This window comes from Rhodopseudomonas palustris, assembly GCF_003591005.1.
GTDB lineage: Bacteria > Pseudomonadota > Alphaproteobacteria > Rhizobiales > Xanthobacteraceae > Rhodopseudomonas > Rhodopseudomonas palustris_K.
In genome coordinates this window covers 256,826-272,744 of sequence record NZ_QYYD01000001.1, presented here as the reverse complement: position 1 = coordinate 272,744, position 15,919 = coordinate 256,826, and the positions used below count along the sequence as shown (strand labels likewise).

Sequence of the window (15,919 nt, the reverse complement as noted above, 5' to 3'; positions counted from 1 at the left end):
TGTGAGCAAGCCACGCGACGCGAAGTTTCCGGACAAGGCCACCCTGCTCGCCTTCATCCGCGCTCATCCCGGCAAGGTCGGCACCCGGGAGATCGCGCGCGAATACGGCCTGAAGAACGCCGATCGCGCCGAACTGAAACGGATGCTGCGCGAACTCTCCGACGCCGGCAGCATCCGCAAGAGCGGCCGCCGCAAGGTTGCCGAGCCGGCCGCGCTGCCGCCAACGCTGCTGGCCGATATCACCTCGCGCGATGCCGACGGCGAACTGATCGCGGTGCCGTCCGAATGGGACGAGCAGGACGGCGACGCGCCGAAGATCCGCATTCACATCCCACGCCGCCCGAAGCCCGGCACCGCCGCCGGGCTCGGCGATCGCGCGCTGCTGCACATCGAACTGTCCGAGAATCGCGACGAAGGCCCGGCCTATGTCGGCCGTGTCATCCGCGTGCTCGACCGCGGCCGCGCCCGGCTGCTCGGTATCTTTCGCGCGCTGCCGGACGGCGGCGGACGGCTGGTGCCGGTCGACAAGAAACAGGCCGGCCGCGAACTCAACATCGCCGCGCACGACGCCGGCGGCGCGCAGGACGGCGACCTCGTCAGCGTCGAACTGATCCGCACCCGCGCCTATGGGCTGGGCTCCGGCCGCGTCAAGGAACGGCTCGGCTCGCTGGCGACCGAGAAGGCGGTCAGCCTGATCGCGATCCACAGCCACGACATCCCGCAGGAATTCTCGCCGGCGGCGATCCGCGAAGCCGAGGCGGCCGAACCGGCGACGCTGAAGGGCCGCGAAGATTGGCGCGAACTGCCGCTGGTGACGATCGATCCGCCGGACGCCAAGGACCACGACGACGCGGTCTATGCCGAGCCGGACGAGGATCCTGACAACGACGGCGGCGTGATCGTTTACGTTGCGATCGCCGATGTCGCCTACTACGTGCGGCCGGACTCGGCGCTCGACCGCGACGCGCTGCGCCGCGGTAACTCCGTGTACTTCCCCGACCGCGTCGTGCCGATGCTGCCGGAGCGGATCTCCAACGATCTGTGCTCCTTGAAGCCGAACGAAGCGCGCGGCGCCCTCGCCGTCCGCATGGTGATCGATGCCTCCGGCCGCAAGCGCTCGCACACGTTCCACCGCGTACTGATGCGCTCGGCGGCGAAGCTGAACTACGCGCAGGCGCAGGCGGCGATCGACGGCCAACCCGACGACACCACCGGCCCGCTGCTCGAGACGATCCTGAAGCCGCTGTACGATGCCTACGCTATCGTCAAGCGCGGCCGCGACGAGCGCGATCCGCTCGATCTCGATCTGCCCGAACGCAAGATTCTGCTGAAGCCGGACGGCACCGTCGACCGGGTCATCGTGCCGGAGCGGCTCGACGCGCATCGGCTGATCGAGGAGTTCATGATCCTCGCCAACGTCGCCGCCGCCGAGATGCTGGAGAAAAAGGCGTTGCCTTTGATCTACCGCGTCCACGACGAGCCGACGGTGGAGAAGGTTCACAACCTGATCGACTTCCTCAAGACGCTTGATCTGTCCTTCGCCAAAGGCGGCGCGCTGCGGCCGGCGCAGTTCAACCGCATCCTGGCGATGGTCAAAGGCGAGGACGCCGAGCCCTTGGTCAACGAAGTGGTGCTGCGCTCGCAGGCGCAGGCCGAATACAGCTCCGAGAACTACGGCCATTTCGGCCTCAACCTGCGCCGCTACGCGCATTTCACTTCGCCGATCCGGCGTTACGCCGACCTCGTGGTGCACCGCGCGCTGATCCGCGCGCTCAACCTCGGCGACGGCGCACTGCCGCAGACCGAGACCGTCGAGACGCTCTCCGAAGTCGCGGCGCAGATCTCGCTGACCGAGCGCCGCGCCATGAAGGCCGAGCGCGAGACCGTCGACCGGCTGATCGCCCATCACCTCGCCGACCGCATCGGCGCGACGTTCCAGGGCCGGATTTCGGGCGTCACCAAGGCCGGGCTTTTCGTCAAGCTGGCCGACACCGGCGCCGACGGGCTGATCCCGATCCGCACGCTCGGCGGCGAGTACTACAATTATGATGAAACGAGGCATGCGCTGATTGGAACGCGCAGCGGCGTCATGCATCGATTGGGGGATGTGGTCGACGTCCGTTTGGTGGAAGCTGCGCCGGTGGCGGGCGCGCTGCGCTTCGAGCTGATCAGCGGCGGCGCGATCGCCGAGCGCCAGCACCGCAAGGGTCCGAAGGGCAAGGCGATCGGCCGCGCCAAGACGAGCAAGGCCAAGGGCAGCAAGGACAGCGGCGCTGCTCCCCATGCCAAGAGCTCGAAAGCAAAGCGTCGCAACAACAACAAGGACGGCAAGCCGCCGAAATCAAAGAAGACCAAACCAGGGAAGGCAAAGCGATGAAGGACGTCGCAACACAGCAACCGGTCGTCTGGCCGCCGGAACACTCTCCCGCAGAGCAGCGCAACGTCTGGCTGGCGATGGGGCGCGGCCTGCGCTGCCGCTGTCCGCGCTGCGGCGAGGGCAAGCTGTTCCGCGCCTTTCTGAAGACCGCCGATCACTGTACGCATTGCGGCCAGGACTTCACCGGCCACCGCGCCGACGACCTGCCCGCCTATCTGGTGATCGTGATCGTCGGCCACATTGTGGTGCCGATCGCGCTGTCGATCGAAACCAATTTCTCCCCGGCGGTGGCATTGCAGCTCGCGATTTATCTGCCTATCACCTTCCTGTTCTCGCTGCTGCTGCTGCAACCTGTGAAGGGCGCGGTGGTCGGCCTGCAATGGGCATTCCGGATGCACGGCTTCGACGAGGCGCATCCGGAGAAGACCTGACGATCCGAACGACGACGGCGCCACACCGCCGCGCAAGAAACGCAACAAGAAGCCAACAGGGACGGATATGACCGAGACTGCGCAGCAAGCAGCAAACGTCGTCGAACAGGGCGAGCCGGAGGCCAAACACCACCCCTATTTTCGGCCAAAGGATGCCGCGACGCTGATCCTGGTGGATCGCAGCGGATCGATCCCAAAAGTGCTGGTCGGCCGCCGCCACGACAAGGTGGTGTTCATGCCGGGCAAGTTCGTGTTTCCGGGCGGCCGTGTCGACAAGCTCGACCACCGCGTGCCGGTTTCAGCACCGATTCCGCCCGAGCTCGAAGCGAACCTGCTGAAGGGCAGCCCCAAGATCACCCCTGCCCGCGCCCGCGCGCTCGCCATCGCGGCGATCCGCGAAGCTTGCGAGGAGACCGGCCTGTGCCTCGGCTGCAAGACCGGCACCGTGCCGTCGAGTCTCGAAGGGCCGTGGCAGCCGTTCGGTCAGGCCGGACTGCTGCCCGATCCGTCCGGCCTCTTTCTGATCGCCCGCGCCATCACCCCGCCGGGCCGCGTCCGCCGCTTCGACACCCGTTTCTTCACCGCCGACGCATCCGCCATCGCCCACCGGGTCGAAGGCGTCGTGCATGCCGATGCAGAGCTGGTGGAGCTGGTGTGGGTCGAACTCGGCTCCAGCCCGCTCGCCGACCTGCACGCGATGACCAAGAACGTACTAGGCGAACTGGACCGCCGCCTCGCGACGGGACCACTGCGCCACGATGCGCCGATTCCGTTCTTCCACTTCTACGGCGGACGGATGCAGAAGGACATGCTGCCGGGCGGCTGAGCGCCCGACAACTCGTCGGAGACTAACGGCGCGCCCACCGCGCCGTGATCTCGAGGATCAGCGCGAGCGCGGCCAGTGCCGCGCCGTAGCCACATACGACAGCCCAGCCGCCATGCGACCAGGCGAAGGCCGCGCCGGCCGAGCCGATCGCGCCGCCGATGAACATGCCGGTCATGAACACCGTGTTGAGGCGGCTGCGCGCCTCGGGCACCAGCGCGTAGACGATGTGCTGGTTGGAGATCAGCGCCGCCTGCAGTCCGAAATCCAGCACAATCACGCCCAACACGAGTGCCGGAATACTGCCCCAAAGGCCGAACAGCGCCCATGAGGCCAGCGACAACGCCGCGCCGATCGCAATCACCGGCTCGGGTCCGCGGCGATCGGCGAAGCGCCCGGCGATCGGCGCGGCCAGCACGCCGACGATGCCGACTAGCCCGAACAGGCCCGCCGCGTCGGCGCCGAGCCCAAACCGCGGCTCCTGCAGATGCAGCGCCAGCACCGTCCAGAACACGCTGAACGACGCGAACAGCGCCGCCTGCACCGTCGTGGCTCGGCGAAGCTGCGGCTGCTCGCGCCAAAGCGACAGCAGCGAGGCCAGCGCCGCGCCATAGCCGATCGGCAGATGCGGCTGGTTGCGCGGCAGCAGCCACGCCATCACCGCCGCTGCGCCGAGCGCGAACGGCGCCGACAGCCAGAACATTTCGCGCCAACCGGCATGGCTGGCGACGAAGCCGGCGATCGTCCGGCTGAGCAGGATGCCGCACAGCAAGCCCGCCATCACCAGGCCGATGACCTTGCCGCGCCGGGCCGGCGCGGCGAGCGCGGCCGCAAACGGCACGATCTGCTGGGCGACAGTTGCCGAGGCCCCCAGCATCAGCGACGCGATGATGATGAGCCCCGCGGTCGGCGCCACCGCCACGGCGACCAGCGCCAGCGCCAGCAGCACGAATTGCCCGGCGATCAGACGACGGCGGTCGGTGAGATCGCCGATCGGGACCAGCAGAAACAGCCCGAGCGCATAGCCGAGCTGGGTTGCAGTCGGGATCATTCCGGTCAGCGGCGAAGCGCCGAAGTCGCGCTCGATGATGCCGAGCATCGGCTGGTTGTAATAGATATTGGCGACCGCGATGCCGGCCGCCGCCGCCATGGCCAGGGTCAGTCCGGTGCCGAGTCCCGGCTCCGCGCCGCCGATATCGGACGGTATGGGCTTGCGTGGTGGCGGCTCGGATCTTGGACCCTCCGCCGCGCGCAGGGCGGGTTCAGTGACGCTCATCGCTCGCCTTTCGTCTATGTCAGAACCGCTCGAAGATGGGCCGCGACGGCCCTTTGTCGAGTGCGGCAGAACGAGGATCTGCGATGCAGCCGGCTGCGTCTTGTTGGATCTGCACGTCGAATCCTTGCTGACGCCGAGAAAAACCGGCTCAGACAGGAAATTTGCGTCTCATCGGGCCCTGGATTGCCGGCCTGAACCTTGACTTTCAGGCATTCACGGCTAGTTTGCGCGCCAAACGCGGGTCCTGACGTTCGACCTCGCTACCGATTCCCGACATACGAGGTTCCGACATGGCCAAAGCGGTCACCATCAAGATCAAGCTCGTCTCGACGGCCGACACCGGCTTCTATTACGTGACGAAGAAGAATTCGCGCACCATGACCGACAAGATGACCAAGAAGAAGTACGACCCGGTCGCGCGCAAGCACGTCGACTTCAAGGAAGCCAAGATCAAGTAAGCCGCCACGGCTCTCACGGCATTTCGCGGGGCCCTGACGGGCCCCGTTTTCGTTGGCGCGTAAAGTCGATTGGCCGCCCACTCCCCCGTCATGCCCGCGCTTGTCGCGGGCATCCACGCCTTCCTTGCCGCCTGGCAAAGACGTGGATGGCCGGGCCTTCGCCGCGCCGAAGCGGCTTCGGCCGCGCAGGCGGGACGAGCCCGGCCATGACGTGGTGAGAGGCTTCGGCTCGAACGACGCGAGTATCAGGCCTTCATGTTCGCCTTCACCGCTTCCGCGGTGATCGGCAGCGAGCGTAGGCGGGCGCCGGAGGCGTTGAAGATGGCGTTGCCGAGCGCGGGGGCGACCACCGTCACCGCCGGCTCGCCGACGCCGGTCGCCTTCTCGCCATTGGCGATGACGCTGACCGCAACCTCCGGCACCTGACTCATCCGCAGCACGTGATAGCTGTCGAAGTTGCTCTGCTCGATCGCGCCGTGCTTCAGCGTGGCCTTCTCGATCATCGCCAGCGACAGCCCCCACAGCGCTGCGCCCTCGACCTGGGCGCGGATGTTGTCGGGATGCACCTGCGTGCCGACATCGGTCGCAATGGTGAGCTTCTTCACCTTGACGTCGCCGCTCGGCGCCACCGCAACATGGGCGACGCACGCCGTCCAGCTCGCCGACGCGCGCTCCTGCGACGACACGCAGGCGACGCCCATGCCCTCGCCTTTCGGCAGTTGCTTGGCGCCGTAGCCGGCCATGCCCATCGCGGCGAGCAGCGTATTGCGCAGCCGCTGCGCGCCGCCGTCGTTCTTGCCCTTGCCGTCGAGCAGGCCGATCCGGAATTGCGCCGGGTCCTGTCCCGCCGCATGAGCGAGTTCGTCGATCATGCTTTCGACCGCCCAGAACGTCCATCCCGGCGCGACCGAGCGGAGCTGGCCGGAGGGCGTGGCGTTCTGCGCCATCTCGTTGAGAATGGCGCGGACGTTGTGGTTGGGCACCGAGTAGAAGAAGTCGGCGCCGTTGACCGTGAAGGCATCGAGCGCGCCCTTCTTGTCGACCGAGGGCGACAGGAAGTCCGGGATGCCCCAGCGCTTGGTCGGCCATGCGCTGACGACGTCGTGCTCCATCGCGATCAGCTTGCCGTCGCCGTCGAGCCCCGCCTTGACCTTCTGGAAGGTGAGCGGCCGCGAGAAGTCCATCGTCATGTCATCCTCGCGCGAGTAGATCACCTTCACCGGTTTGCCGACCGCCTTGGCGGCCAGCACCGCCGGCACCATCATGTCGGCGTCGAGCCGGCGGCCGAAGCCGCCGCCGAGCCAGGCCTGATGCATCACCACGTATTTCGGATCGACACCGGCCGCCGCCGCCGCGATCGCGCCGGAGCGCGTCGCGAACTGATTGCCGGAATAGATGTGCCAGATGTCGCCCTGCAGCTGCGCGGTGGCGTTCATCGGCTCGAGCGGCGCGTGGATGTTGATGCTGGTGGTGTACTCCGCCTCCAGCACCTTGGCGGCGCTGCCGAGCGCCGCAGAGGTCTCGCCGTCCTTGACGAAGAACAACCCGGACTCACCCTCCGCCTGCAGCCGCTTCGCCTCCGCGAGCAGTGACTCGCTGGAGACATCGGCATTCGGGCCGGGATTGTAGCTGATCTTCAGCGCGGCCGCCGCCCGGCGGGCGTTGGCGTAGCTGTTGGCCACCGCCACCACCCACCCCGTCGTCGTCGCGGTCTTGTCATCGAGCACCACAGCCTTGATGAAGCCCGGCACCTTCTTGGCGTCGCTGTCGTCGATCGATTTCACCGAGGCGCCGTAGCGCACCGGCGGCATCACGATCTTGCCGTACACCATGCCGGGCAGCATGGTGTCGATGCCGTATTTGGCGCTGCCGTTGGTCTTTGACGGAATGTCGAGCTGCGGCACCGAAACGCCGATCATGCTGTACTGATCAGGCGTCTTCAGCTTGATCGCCTTGAGCTCATCCGGCGTGAACGTCTTGGTCAGCTTGCCGCTCTTGACGATCTCGGCGAAGCTCATCGACTTCCTGGTCTTCGGATGGGTGACGCGGGAGTCGCGCACGACCAGTTCGTCCTTGAAATACGGCGGCACGCCCATTGCCGCGACCGCCGCATCGACCAGCGCGATGCGGCCGGCGGCGCCGGCGCGGCTCATCGCGTCGAAGTTCATCATCGTGCTCCAGCTGCCGCCGGTGATCTGCGCGCCGAGCACGGGATCGTTGAACTTCGGATCGTTGGAGGCGAGCTGGACCCGCATGTCCTTCCAACTGGCGCCGAGCTCTTCGCAGATGATCTGCGCCATGGTCGAGGCGATGTGCTGGCCCATGTCAGCCTTGCCGCAGGTCACGGTGACGAGGCCGTCCGGCCCGATCGCGTACCAGACGCTGGGTTCAAATGCCGAGGGCGCCGCGAGCGCCTGATCGGCGCCGAGCACTCCGGGCACGCTGCTGTAGCCGAGCACGAGCCCGGCGGCGGCGGTGCCGACCAGGAACGAGCGGCGGCTGAGGTCGACGCCCTGGGGCGGTGAGACTTTCACGTGCTGGTTCATGTCGCGCTCCGCTCGTTGCCGTTGCTGGCGGTCCGCATCTCGGATGCGGCGCGCATGATCGCCTTCTGGATCCGCGAGTAGGTCATGCAGCGGCACAGATTGCCGTCCATATGCGCGACGACCTCATCCTTGCTCGGGTTCGGATTGGCGGCGAGCAGCGACGCCGCCTGCATGATCTGGCCGGACTGGCAGTAGCCGCATTGTGGCACCTGCTCGGCGATCCACGCCTTTTGCAGCGGATGATCGCCTTTCGGGCTGAGGCCCTCGATCGTCGTGATCTTCTTGTTAGCGACATCACCGGCCAATGTCTGGCACGACCGTACAGCCTCGCCGTTGACGTGCACCGTGCAGGCGCCGCATAGGCCAGCGCCGCAGCCGAACTTGGTACCAGTCATCTGCAATTGCTCGCGGATGACCCAGAGCAGCGGCGTGTCGTTGTCCGCATCGACGGACAGACTTCGCCCATTGATGTTGAGCTTGAGCATATCTCTCCCCACTGCCGGTGCATGAAGCCGCTTACGGCGGCGCTCACTTCTGGCTTGCTGGCCTGACATCCACCGGACCGATGTCGACCTTGCCGGTAAGATGATCAGATTGCCGCGGGGAGGCAATTGGGAAGTTGAATTGGACTAATGAAAATAACGCGGACGGCAACACGAGCCGAAACAACGTTGCAACCGTTGTGCGTTGCGATTAGCTCTCAAGTATCTGGTATATCTGCGCGACCGACCCGAGCGCTTCGCGACGCAAAACAGAATTCGTCTTGCCGTCATTCCGCAGCGCCGCAAGCGGTGCTGGCAAAAACGCACTATCTGATTGGTGCGCAGGTTGCGACTGGCACAACTCGCGAGCGATAGCCCCGTTCATAGGGGCAGATTGCCGTTACAAATCCCAAGAAACAATGCGGACGGGAAACCGATGGCGCCGCTTACGCCGCCCGTCCGGTCTTGTAGGGGCGAACCAGAAGGTCTGCCGGGATCTTCCAGGCTTCGGTAATCTTGTGGATCATCTCGACGGTCAGCGCACGATGTTGAGCCAGCACTTCAGAAGCTCGCGATCGTGATCCGAGCAGGTCTGCCAGTTCGGACTGCGTGTGTCCCAGTTCATCGATCGCATAGCGCAGGACGTCGACAGGGTCGAAGCTATCGTCGATCGCAAGCGGCCACCGCTTCGCCTCGTAGAGATCGACCAGCGCGAGTAGCACGTCCAGCTTGTCACCATGCTCAGAGCCTTCGGGCGCGCCTCAGCACGCTTCGATCGCGGCAAGCGCTGCTCGGTGATCATCATCGGTTCGGATCGGACGAATATCCAAGGCTCTCTCCTCAGAACTGCGAAACGGTCAGCGCATCGACGCGATCATACTCGGCATGGGTGCCGATGAACTTCACGAAGGCCACCTGCCGGCGGAAATCGAACGCGGCGATCAAGCGGAAATTGCCGCCAGCGTTCTCGAACCTGACGCGCTCGCGATTGAGTACTTTCGATTTTGGAGCAGCTCTCTGGATAGGCCTCTACGCCGCCGCCGCGACCACCCGGTTCCGCCCGTCGTGCTTGGCGCGGTACAGCGCGGTGTCGGCGCGCTTGAGCAGGTCGCGCACCGGCTCGCTCTTGCGCTCCAACGTCGACAAGCCGATCGAAATCGTCACCTCGATCCGGCGCGTGCCCTTCTCGATCGCGAACGGCTCGCCCGCTATGGCGCGGCGCAGCCGCTCGGCGACCATCTGCGCCACCTGCAGATCGGTCTCCGGCATCACGATCACAAACTCTTCGCCGCCGTAACGGCACGCCAGATCGATGCCGCGGATGGACTTCCTGATCCGCGTGGCGAACTCGCGCAGCACGTCGTCGCCGGCGTCGTGGCCATAGGTGTCGTTGATCGACTTGAAGAAGTCGATATCGAGGATCATCAGCGCCAAGGGTTTGCCGCGTGCCCCGGCCTGCTCGGCCAGCGTCGCGAGATGGGTTTCCATGTAGCGGCGATTGTGCAGGCCCGTCAGACCGTCGGTGATCGCCATCTCGATCGAATGCTGCACGTTGTCGCGCAGATGATCGGTGTAGCGGCGGCGGCGGATCTGCGTGCGGGCGCGCGCAAGCAGTTCGTTCTTGTCGATCGGGCGTAGCAGGTAGTCGTTGACGCCGATCTCCAGCCCACGCAGCAGCCGCGAATTGCTGTCGGCGTCTGCGATCGCCAAAATCGGCACATGCCGCGTCCGCTCCAGCGAACGCGCCTGGCTACACAGCCGCAATCCGTCGAAATTCTCAAGGCCGAGCGAGACGATCAGCAGGTCGTAATTGCCCTCGGCGGCGTGGAACAGCGCCTCCGACGGATTGGGTTCGACGTCGACGTAGTGCTCGGCGCTGAGCAGCGGCGCCAACCGCTCGTAGGATGACGGTCGATCGTCGACCAGCAGGATACGCCCACCGCGCCCCTGATCGCTCACCGCCTCGCGCTCCGGCGCCTGCACGCCGATTTCGAACGAGGTGATCGCCCGCATCCGCAGTTCGTCGGTCATCATCTTCAGCCGCGTCAGCGATCGCACCCGGGCGATCAGCACGACATCTGACACCGGCTTGGTGAGGAAATCGTCGGCGCCGGCTTCCAGCCCGCGCACCCGGTCGGCCGGGCTGTCGAGCGCCGTCACCATCACCACGGGGATGAAATGAGTCTTTGGGTTGGCCTTGAGACGGCGGCAGACCTCGAAGCCGTCCATGTCCGGCATCATCACGTCGAGCAGCACGATGTCGCATTCCGCGCGCTCGCAGACCTCCAGCGCCTGCGCGCCGTTCGACGCGGTGACGACGTCGAAATACTCCGCCGACAACCGCGCTTCGAGCAGCTTGACGTTGGTCGGAATGTCGTCGACCACCAGGATCCGTGCGGACATGCCTTCTCCTAACCGATGAAGCGGCGCACCGTTTCGATGAACTTGCCCACCGAAATCGGCTTCGACAGATAGGCCTCGCAGCCGCCTTCGCGGATGCGTTCTTCGTCGCCCTTCATCGCGAACGCGGTCACCGCCACCACCGGGATATGGCGCAGGTCTGGATCATCCTTGATCCAGCGCGTGACATCCAGACCGGACACCTGGGGCAGCTGAATGTCCATCAGGATCAGATCGGGACGCAGCTTGCGGACCAGGTCGAGCGCTTCATAACCGTTGCTTGTCCCCGACGTCTGGTAGCCATGGGCTTCCAGCAGGTCGCGAAAGAGCTTCATGTTAAGCTCGTTGTCCTCCACGATCAGGACGGTTTTGGCCATCCCGCCCTCCTATCCTGATACGGAAATGCCCGGGTCCGGGACACTCGCGGCGATTTGGCGACCGCCGCATGCACCCCATGCAAGACTCGGGCATGATTGAATAAAATAGAGACCAGAAGTTACGGAAAGGCAAACATTCCCGATGCCAAAGCGTGTTCACAATCTTCGGCAAGTTTCTGAAATCGTGGCAGTTCAGGCGCTGTCCTTCATCGCCTCGGAGCCCGAGCGGCTGGGGCTGTTCCTGGCCGAAACCGGCCTCGGTCCGGAGACGCTGCGACAGTCCGCCACCGATCCGCAGTTCCTGGTCAATGTGCTGCAGTTCATCATGCGCGACGATGCGACCGTGAAGGCCTTCGCCAGCTCGGTCGAGCTCGACCCGACCAACGTGGCGGCAGCGCTGCAGGCGCTGGAGGAGAAGCCCTGGGAGCGCGACATTCCATGAGTCTGCTCCGGTGACCGAACTGCCGCGCGGACCGCTGCGCTTCTGCCGTGATTGCCTTGCCGACAGCGCGGCGGCGGCACGGCGCTGTGCGGCCTGCGGTTCCCCGCGGCTGATCGGCCATCCCGAACTCCCGAACCTGACAATGGCGCATATCGACTGCGACGCGTTCTACGCGACCGTCGAAAAGCGCGACAATCCCGAGCTCGCCGACAGGCCGGTGATCATCGGCGGCGGCAAGCGCGGCGTGGTCTCGGCCGCCTGCTACATCGCCCGCACCTACGGCGTGCGCTCGGCGATGCCAATGTTCAAGGCCCTGGCGCTGTGCCCGTCGGCCGCCGTGGTGCGGCCCGACATGGCCAAATACGTCCGAGTCGGCCGCGAGGTGCGGCAGGCGATGCTGCAGCTGACGCCGCTGGTCGAGCCGTTGTCGATCGACGAGGCGTTCCTCGACCTGTCCGGCACCGAGCGGCTGCACGGCACCATCGCGGCGAAAGTGCTGGCGCGGTTCGCCCGGCAGGTCGAGCGCGACATCGGCATCACCGTGTCGGTCGGACTGTCGTGCAACAAGTTTCTCGCCAAGATCGCCTCGGATCTCGACAAGCCTCGCGGCTTCGCGGCACTCGGCCAAAGCGACGCGCGCGAGATGCTGGCGCCGCGGCCGGTCGGCTTCATCTTCGGCGTCGGCCCGGCCACCGAGGCCCGCCTCGGCCAGCGCGGCTTCCGCAGCATTGGCGACCTGCAGAAGGCCGACGAGATCGAGCTGATGCGGCAGTTCGGCGACGAAGGCCGGCGGCTCCGGCGGCTGGCGCGCGGCATCGATGACCGTAAAGTGGTGCCGGACCGCGGCGCCAAGTCGATCTCCAACGAGACCACGTTCGACACCGACATCCGCGACCTCGAAACGCTCGAACGCATCCTCTGGCGGCTGTCCGAGAAGGTGTCGTCGCGGCTGAAGGGCGCGGCGCTGGCCGGTTCGACCGTGACGTTGAAGCTGAAGACCGCCGACTTCCGTCAGCGCACCCGCTCGCAGACGATCCACGCGCCGACCCAGATGGCCAACCGCATCTACGCGATCTCGCGCGAGATGCTGGCCAAGGAAATCGACGGCACCGCCTTCCGCCTGATTGGCACCGGCGTCAGCGCGCTCAGCGAGCAGACCCAGGCCGACGAGTCCGACCTGCTCGACCGCCGCGCCGCCACCGCCGAACGGGCGATAGACGACCTGCGGAAGAAGTTCGGCAACGCCGCGGTGATCCTGGGCCTGGTGTATACGGGCCCGGACAAGCCGCGGAGCTGAGGTCGCGGCGCCCGATCAGTCAGCACCAACTCTCCCCGTCATTGCGAGCGAAGCGAAGCAATCCAGCGCCACGCGTGCGGCGTGGATTGCTTCGTCGCTACGCTCCTCGCAATGACGAGGGGATAGGCTGAGATCAACAACTGAAATGAAGTGCTGAAAGGCGTCACGCACCCACATCCGTCATGCCCGGGCTTGTCCCACTGCTGTCCGGTTTAGACAAAACGGTTGCGACTTGCTGCCACGACTCGCCATTGGTGCAATTCGCCTTGACAAGATTCGATCTTTTGGAGATCGCGCCTCGGCGGCATGACAGGTGGGGGTGCCGGCGGTGACCACAATCGAGCCATTCGCAGGGGTTTGCCTAACGTTAGCAAGTATTCGAGTGACGGCGGAACAGCCGTAAGTGACTCACACGACTCGCAGTTTTGCCTTCCAATTTAAACCGGACAGTAGTGGGCTTGTCCCGGGCATCCACGCCTTTTCCGCAGGATGGGCCCAAGACGTGGATGGCCGGGACGAGCCCGGCCATGACGAACTAATTGAGACGTCGCGCTCGGCGTACGGGCGAGCAGGCGCGTTCTACTTACACGGCTTGACCGCCTTGACGTCCAGCTTGCCCATGGCACCGGCGAGGACGAAGTCGTTGTAGTCGAGCACCAGCGAGCGCGAAACGCCGTTCTCGTAAAGTTCGAAGCTCATCGCGTAGACCGGCGTCTGCTCGCCAGAGTCCGACTTGGCGCTGCGGTCGTAGTAGCTGACCGTGACGGGCCAGCGCGTCAGCGACTTCATCGCCCCGTCGGAGGTCGCCGGATCGGGCGTCGCCGCCGCGCGGTCGCCGGGGATGGCCTGACCGATCACGGTCAGCGTGTTGTAGACCTTCTCGCCGCCGTCGGAGCCGTCATAGACCTGCAGCTCGAGCAGCGACTTGCCCTCGCGCGCGGCGGCGATGATGCGTTCGATCTGCTCGGTCGGGAACACAGTCTTGCCGTCGAGCGTGAAGGTCTTCTGAACCGGCTGCTTGAGCTTCACCGTGATATTGTCGCCTGTTCGCTCGGCGACACCGTCGACGTCGCTGGAGTCGCTGTCATTCATCTTGGTGTCGATCTTGAAGCGATAGCTCTTGCCGGTGGCGTCCTCCCAGCTCGACGAGCGCAGATCGCTCAGCGTATTCTTGCCCTCGCCGCTCTCGATCTCCGACACCTGGCGGAAATCCGAGGTGTAGCCTTCGCACGCATTGCCGGAGAAATTGTACAGGATGCGGCCGCGCACCGTACTCACCGAAGCGTTGTTGCGCGTTTTCATCAGGCTGAGTTCGTACAGCGCCTGATGCGGCAGGAAGGTCACGCTCGGGCCGGCGGCGGCGGGCCCGGCACCCAGCGCAGCAGCGCCGATCACCGTCATCGCCAGCATCGCACAGCGGAGGCTCGTCTGAGGTAGCTTGCGCATGTCGTCTCCGTAGGAACCTCGGTTGAGGATAGGCAGCGGCCGCTTCAGCCGCAACAGCTACCGCCGAAGGAACATCCGATTACGGTGAAATCGCGGACGGATTTGCAACAAACCCGGCTGATCGGGTCGCCCGGCGGCTTGCTTGCCAGAGCTGCCGCAATCGGCCAAACAGGTGCGGCCGCCGCACGCCGGCCGGCTCAATGAACAGACCTCTGACGAACAGATAATGGGGACCACAATGGCCGGAGCCATCGAGCAGAAACTCAGCGCGCAGGGCATTGTCCTGCCGGAACCCACCAGCCCGGTCGCCAACTATGTCGGGTTCGTCCGCACCGGCAATCTGCTGGTGGTGTCCGGCCAGATCTGCTTCGACACCGACGGCAAGCTCGTCGCCAAGGGCAAGCTCGGTGCCAATGTCAGCATCGAAGATGGTAACGCCGCGGCGCGCGCCTGCGCGATCAATCTGCTGGCGCAGCTCAAGGCCGCACTCGGCGATCTCGACAAGGTGGTGCGCGTGGTACGGCTCGGCGGCTTCATCAACTCGACGCCCGACTTCACCGACGGTCCGAAGGTGATGAACGGCGCCTCCGACCTGATGGTCGCGGCGTTCGGCGACAAGGGCCGCCACGCCCGCACCACGATCGGCGTCGCCTCGCTGCCGGCCGATGCCGCGGTCGAGGTCGAAGGCCTGTTCGAAGTCGCCTGATCCGGCCCGATCCGATGCGCGCTCCCGACTGGCTGACCGCACGTCCGGTCGCGCATCGCGGACTGCACGACCGCGCCCGCGGCGTGCTCGAAAACATGCCGGCGGCCATCAATGCGGCGATCGCCGGCAATTTCGCCATTGAGGTCGATATCCAGCTCACCGCCGATGGCGAGGCGATGGTGCATCACGACGACAGCCTCGGCCGGCTGACCGAGGGCAGCGCGCCGCTGCTGTCGCTGACCGCCGCCGGCCTGCGCCAGGTCGCCTTCAATGACACGCCCGAGCGGATGATGTCGGTCGGCGAACTCTGCGACCTCGTCGCCGGCCGGGTGCCTCTGCTGATCGAGCTGAAGAGCCATTTCGACGGCGACCGCAAGCTGGCGTCACGGCTGGTTGCGGTGCTCGCTGGCTATCATGGGCCGGTGGCGGCGATGTCGTTCGATCCCGACCAGGTGCTAGCGCTGCGCGAGCTGGCGCCGCAATTGCCGCGCGGCATCACCGCCGAGCGGCGCTATGACGACGCCTATTGGGCCAAGCTCAACGAGGCGCAACGCAGGCCAATGGAGGCGCTGCGCCATGGCCTGCGCACCCAGCCGCATTTCGTCGCCTACCGGGTTGATGACCTCCCCGCTCCTGCGCCGTGGATCGCCCGAAACCTGTTCGGCTGCGCGCTGTTAGCCTGGACGGTTCGCACGCCGCAGCAACGCGCCCGCGCCGCCGCCCATGCCGACCAGATGATCTTCGAAGGCTTCGTTCCCGAACCGTGATCGCCGCAGCCCTGTCCCACGCTTGCCGCACCCTTGCGCAGCCGGCGATCAGGCGCCAATCTCAGGGCATGATGCAAACGCGCCATCATCG

At 65.7% G+C, this 15,919-nt stretch carries 16 protein-coding genes; 8 read left to right on the top strand and 8 right to left on the bottom strand.

Annotated features, from left to right (window positions below; translation table 11 throughout):
* The first annotated feature begins 1 nt into the window (after position 1).
* The 3 genes from rnr to D4Q52_RS01245 all read left to right on the top strand — a co-directional run bounded on the left by rnr (position 2) and on the right by D4Q52_RS01245 (position 3,634).
* Positions 2-2,377 carry a ribonuclease R gene (rnr, locus tag D4Q52_RS01255; protein WP_119854704.1) on the top strand — a complete coding sequence of 792 codons (2,376 nt, stop codon included), beginning with the start codon at positions 2-4 and terminating at the stop codon, positions 2,375-2,377.
* Positions 2,374-2,808, top strand: a complete 435-nt coding sequence (locus tag D4Q52_RS01250; protein WP_119854703.1) for a DUF983 domain-containing protein — start codon at positions 2,374-2,376, stop codon at positions 2,806-2,808. The genes rnr and D4Q52_RS01250 overlap by 4 nt, the downstream gene beginning before the upstream one ends.
* A gap of 67 nt (positions 2,809-2,875) precedes the next feature.
* Positions 2,876-3,634: an NUDIX hydrolase gene (locus D4Q52_RS01245; protein ID WP_119854702.1), complete on the top strand. Its 759-nt coding sequence runs from the start codon at positions 2,876-2,878 to the stop codon at positions 3,632-3,634.
* A 22-nt stretch (positions 3,635-3,656) separates the two neighbouring features.
* Here the strand turns inward: D4Q52_RS01245 and D4Q52_RS01240 are convergent, their stop codons facing one another.
* Positions 3,657-4,907: an MFS transporter gene (locus D4Q52_RS01240; protein ID WP_119854701.1), complete on the bottom strand. Its 1,251-nt coding sequence runs from the start codon at positions 4,905-4,907 to the stop codon at positions 3,657-3,659.
* Between the two features lie 290 nt (positions 4,908-5,197).
* Here D4Q52_RS01240 and rpmG point away from each other — a divergent pair, with 290 nt between their 5' ends.
* Complete coding sequence (gene rpmG, locus D4Q52_RS01235; protein ID WP_119854700.1) at positions 5,198-5,365, top strand: 50S ribosomal protein L33; 168 nt, start codon at positions 5,198-5,200, stop codon at positions 5,363-5,365.
* A gap of 245 nt (positions 5,366-5,610) precedes the next feature.
* Here rpmG and D4Q52_RS01230 read toward each other — a convergent pair whose 3' ends face one another.
* The 6 genes from D4Q52_RS01230 to D4Q52_RS01205 all read right to left on the bottom strand — a co-directional run bounded on the left by D4Q52_RS01230 (position 5,611) and on the right by D4Q52_RS01205 (position 11,170).
* Positions 5,611-7,911, bottom strand: coding sequence for a xanthine dehydrogenase family protein molybdopterin-binding subunit (locus D4Q52_RS01230; RefSeq protein ID WP_119854699.1), 2,301 nt, complete (start codon positions 7,909-7,911; stop codon positions 5,611-5,613).
* Complete coding sequence (locus D4Q52_RS01225; RefSeq protein WP_119854698.1) at positions 7,908-8,396, bottom strand: (2Fe-2S)-binding protein; 489 nt, start codon at positions 8,394-8,396, stop codon at positions 7,908-7,910. Before D4Q52_RS01225 ends, D4Q52_RS01230 begins: the two co-directional genes overlap by 4 nt.
* 443 nt (positions 8,397-8,839) lie before the next feature.
* On the bottom strand, positions 8,840-9,115 hold the full coding sequence (locus D4Q52_RS01220; protein ID WP_349627401.1) for a helix-turn-helix domain-containing protein: 276 nt from the start codon (positions 9,113-9,115) through the stop codon (positions 8,840-8,842).
* 118 nt (positions 9,116-9,233) lie between these two features.
* The gene (locus D4Q52_RS01215; RefSeq protein WP_119854697.1) at positions 9,234-9,416 is read right to left on the bottom strand and encodes a type II toxin-antitoxin system HigB family toxin; all 183 of its coding nucleotides are present in this window, start codon (positions 9,414-9,416) and stop codon (positions 9,234-9,236) included.
* 6 nt (positions 9,417-9,422) lie between these two features.
* The gene (locus D4Q52_RS01210; protein WP_119854696.1) at positions 9,423-10,796 is read right to left on the bottom strand and encodes a PleD family two-component system response regulator; all 1,374 of its coding nucleotides are present in this window, start codon (positions 10,794-10,796) and stop codon (positions 9,423-9,425) included.
* A gap of 8 nt (positions 10,797-10,804) precedes the next feature.
* Positions 10,805-11,170 (bottom strand): response regulator, encoded by a 366-nt coding sequence (locus tag D4Q52_RS01205; RefSeq protein WP_119854695.1) that lies wholly within the window; start codon positions 11,168-11,170, stop codon positions 10,805-10,807.
* A 142-nt stretch (positions 11,171-11,312) separates the two neighbouring features.
* Between D4Q52_RS01205 and D4Q52_RS01200 the strand changes: the two genes are divergently transcribed.
* Entirely contained in the window at positions 11,313-11,612 is a 300-nt protein-coding gene (locus D4Q52_RS01200) for a DUF3572 domain-containing protein (RefSeq protein ID WP_119854694.1), read from the top strand.
* A 10-nt stretch (positions 11,613-11,622) separates the two neighbouring features.
* Positions 11,623-12,909, top strand: coding sequence for a DNA polymerase IV (locus tag D4Q52_RS01195; protein WP_119854693.1), 1,287 nt, complete (start codon positions 11,623-11,625; stop codon positions 12,907-12,909).
* A 579-nt stretch (positions 12,910-13,488) separates the two neighbouring features.
* Here the strand turns inward: D4Q52_RS01195 and D4Q52_RS01185 are convergent.
* Positions 13,489-14,310: a cell envelope integrity EipB family protein gene (locus tag D4Q52_RS01185; RefSeq protein ID WP_234831032.1), complete on the bottom strand. Its 822-nt coding sequence runs from the start codon at positions 14,308-14,310 to the stop codon at positions 13,489-13,491.
* Positions 14,311-14,593: 283 nt separating this feature from the next.
* Here D4Q52_RS01185 and D4Q52_RS01180 point away from each other — a divergent pair, with 283 nt between their 5' ends.
* Together D4Q52_RS01180 and D4Q52_RS01175 are read left to right on the top strand one after the other, a co-directional pair.
* Complete coding sequence (locus tag D4Q52_RS01180) at positions 14,594-15,061, top strand: RidA family protein (RefSeq protein ID WP_119854854.1); 468 nt, start codon at positions 14,594-14,596, stop codon at positions 15,059-15,061.
* Positions 15,062-15,075: 14 nt separating this feature from the next.
* Positions 15,076-15,828 carry a glycerophosphodiester phosphodiesterase gene (locus tag D4Q52_RS01175; RefSeq protein ID WP_119854690.1) on the top strand — a complete coding sequence of 251 codons (753 nt, stop codon included), beginning with the start codon at positions 15,076-15,078 and terminating at the stop codon, positions 15,826-15,828.
* Positions 15,829-15,919 lie beyond the last annotated feature (91 nt).

Excerpts from the sequence above, each read along its gene's own strand:
- D4Q52_RS01250 (WP_119854703.1), top strand. The coding sequence starts at position 2,374 with ATGAAGGACGTCGCAACACAGCAACCGGTCGTCTGGCCGCCGGAACAC.
- D4Q52_RS01245 (WP_119854702.1), top strand. The coding sequence starts at position 2,876 with ATGACCGAGACTGCGCAGCAAGCAGCAAACGTCGTCGAACAGGGCGAG.
- D4Q52_RS01240 (WP_119854701.1), bottom strand. The coding sequence starts at position 4,907 with ATGAGCGTCACTGAACCCGCCCTGCGCGCGGCGGAGGGTCCAAGATCC.
- rpmG (WP_119854700.1), top strand. The coding sequence starts at position 5,198 with ATGGCCAAAGCGGTCACCATCAAGATCAAGCTCGTCTCGACGGCCGAC.
- D4Q52_RS01230 (WP_119854699.1), bottom strand. The coding sequence starts at position 7,911 with ATGAACCAGCACGTGAAAGTCTCACCGCCCCAGGGCGTCGACCTCAGC.
- D4Q52_RS01225 (WP_119854698.1), bottom strand. The coding sequence starts at position 8,396 with ATGCTCAAGCTCAACATCAATGGGCGAAGTCTGTCCGTCGATGCGGAC.
- D4Q52_RS01210 (WP_119854696.1), bottom strand. The coding sequence starts at position 10,796 with ATGTCCGCACGGATCCTGGTGGTCGACGACATTCCGACCAACGTCAAG.
- D4Q52_RS01205 (WP_119854695.1), bottom strand. The coding sequence starts at position 11,170 with ATGGCCAAAACCGTCCTGATCGTGGAGGACAACGAGCTTAACATGAAG.
- D4Q52_RS01200 (WP_119854694.1), top strand. The coding sequence starts at position 11,313 with ATGCCAAAGCGTGTTCACAATCTTCGGCAAGTTTCTGAAATCGTGGCA.
- D4Q52_RS01185 (WP_234831032.1), bottom strand. The coding sequence starts at position 14,310 with ATGACGGTGATCGGCGCTGCTGCGCTGGGTGCCGGGCCCGCCGCCGCC.
- D4Q52_RS01180 (WP_119854854.1), top strand. The coding sequence starts at position 14,594 with ATGGCCGGAGCCATCGAGCAGAAACTCAGCGCGCAGGGCATTGTCCTG.
- D4Q52_RS01175 (WP_119854690.1), top strand. The coding sequence starts at position 15,076 with ATGCGCGCTCCCGACTGGCTGACCGCACGTCCGGTCGCGCATCGCGGA.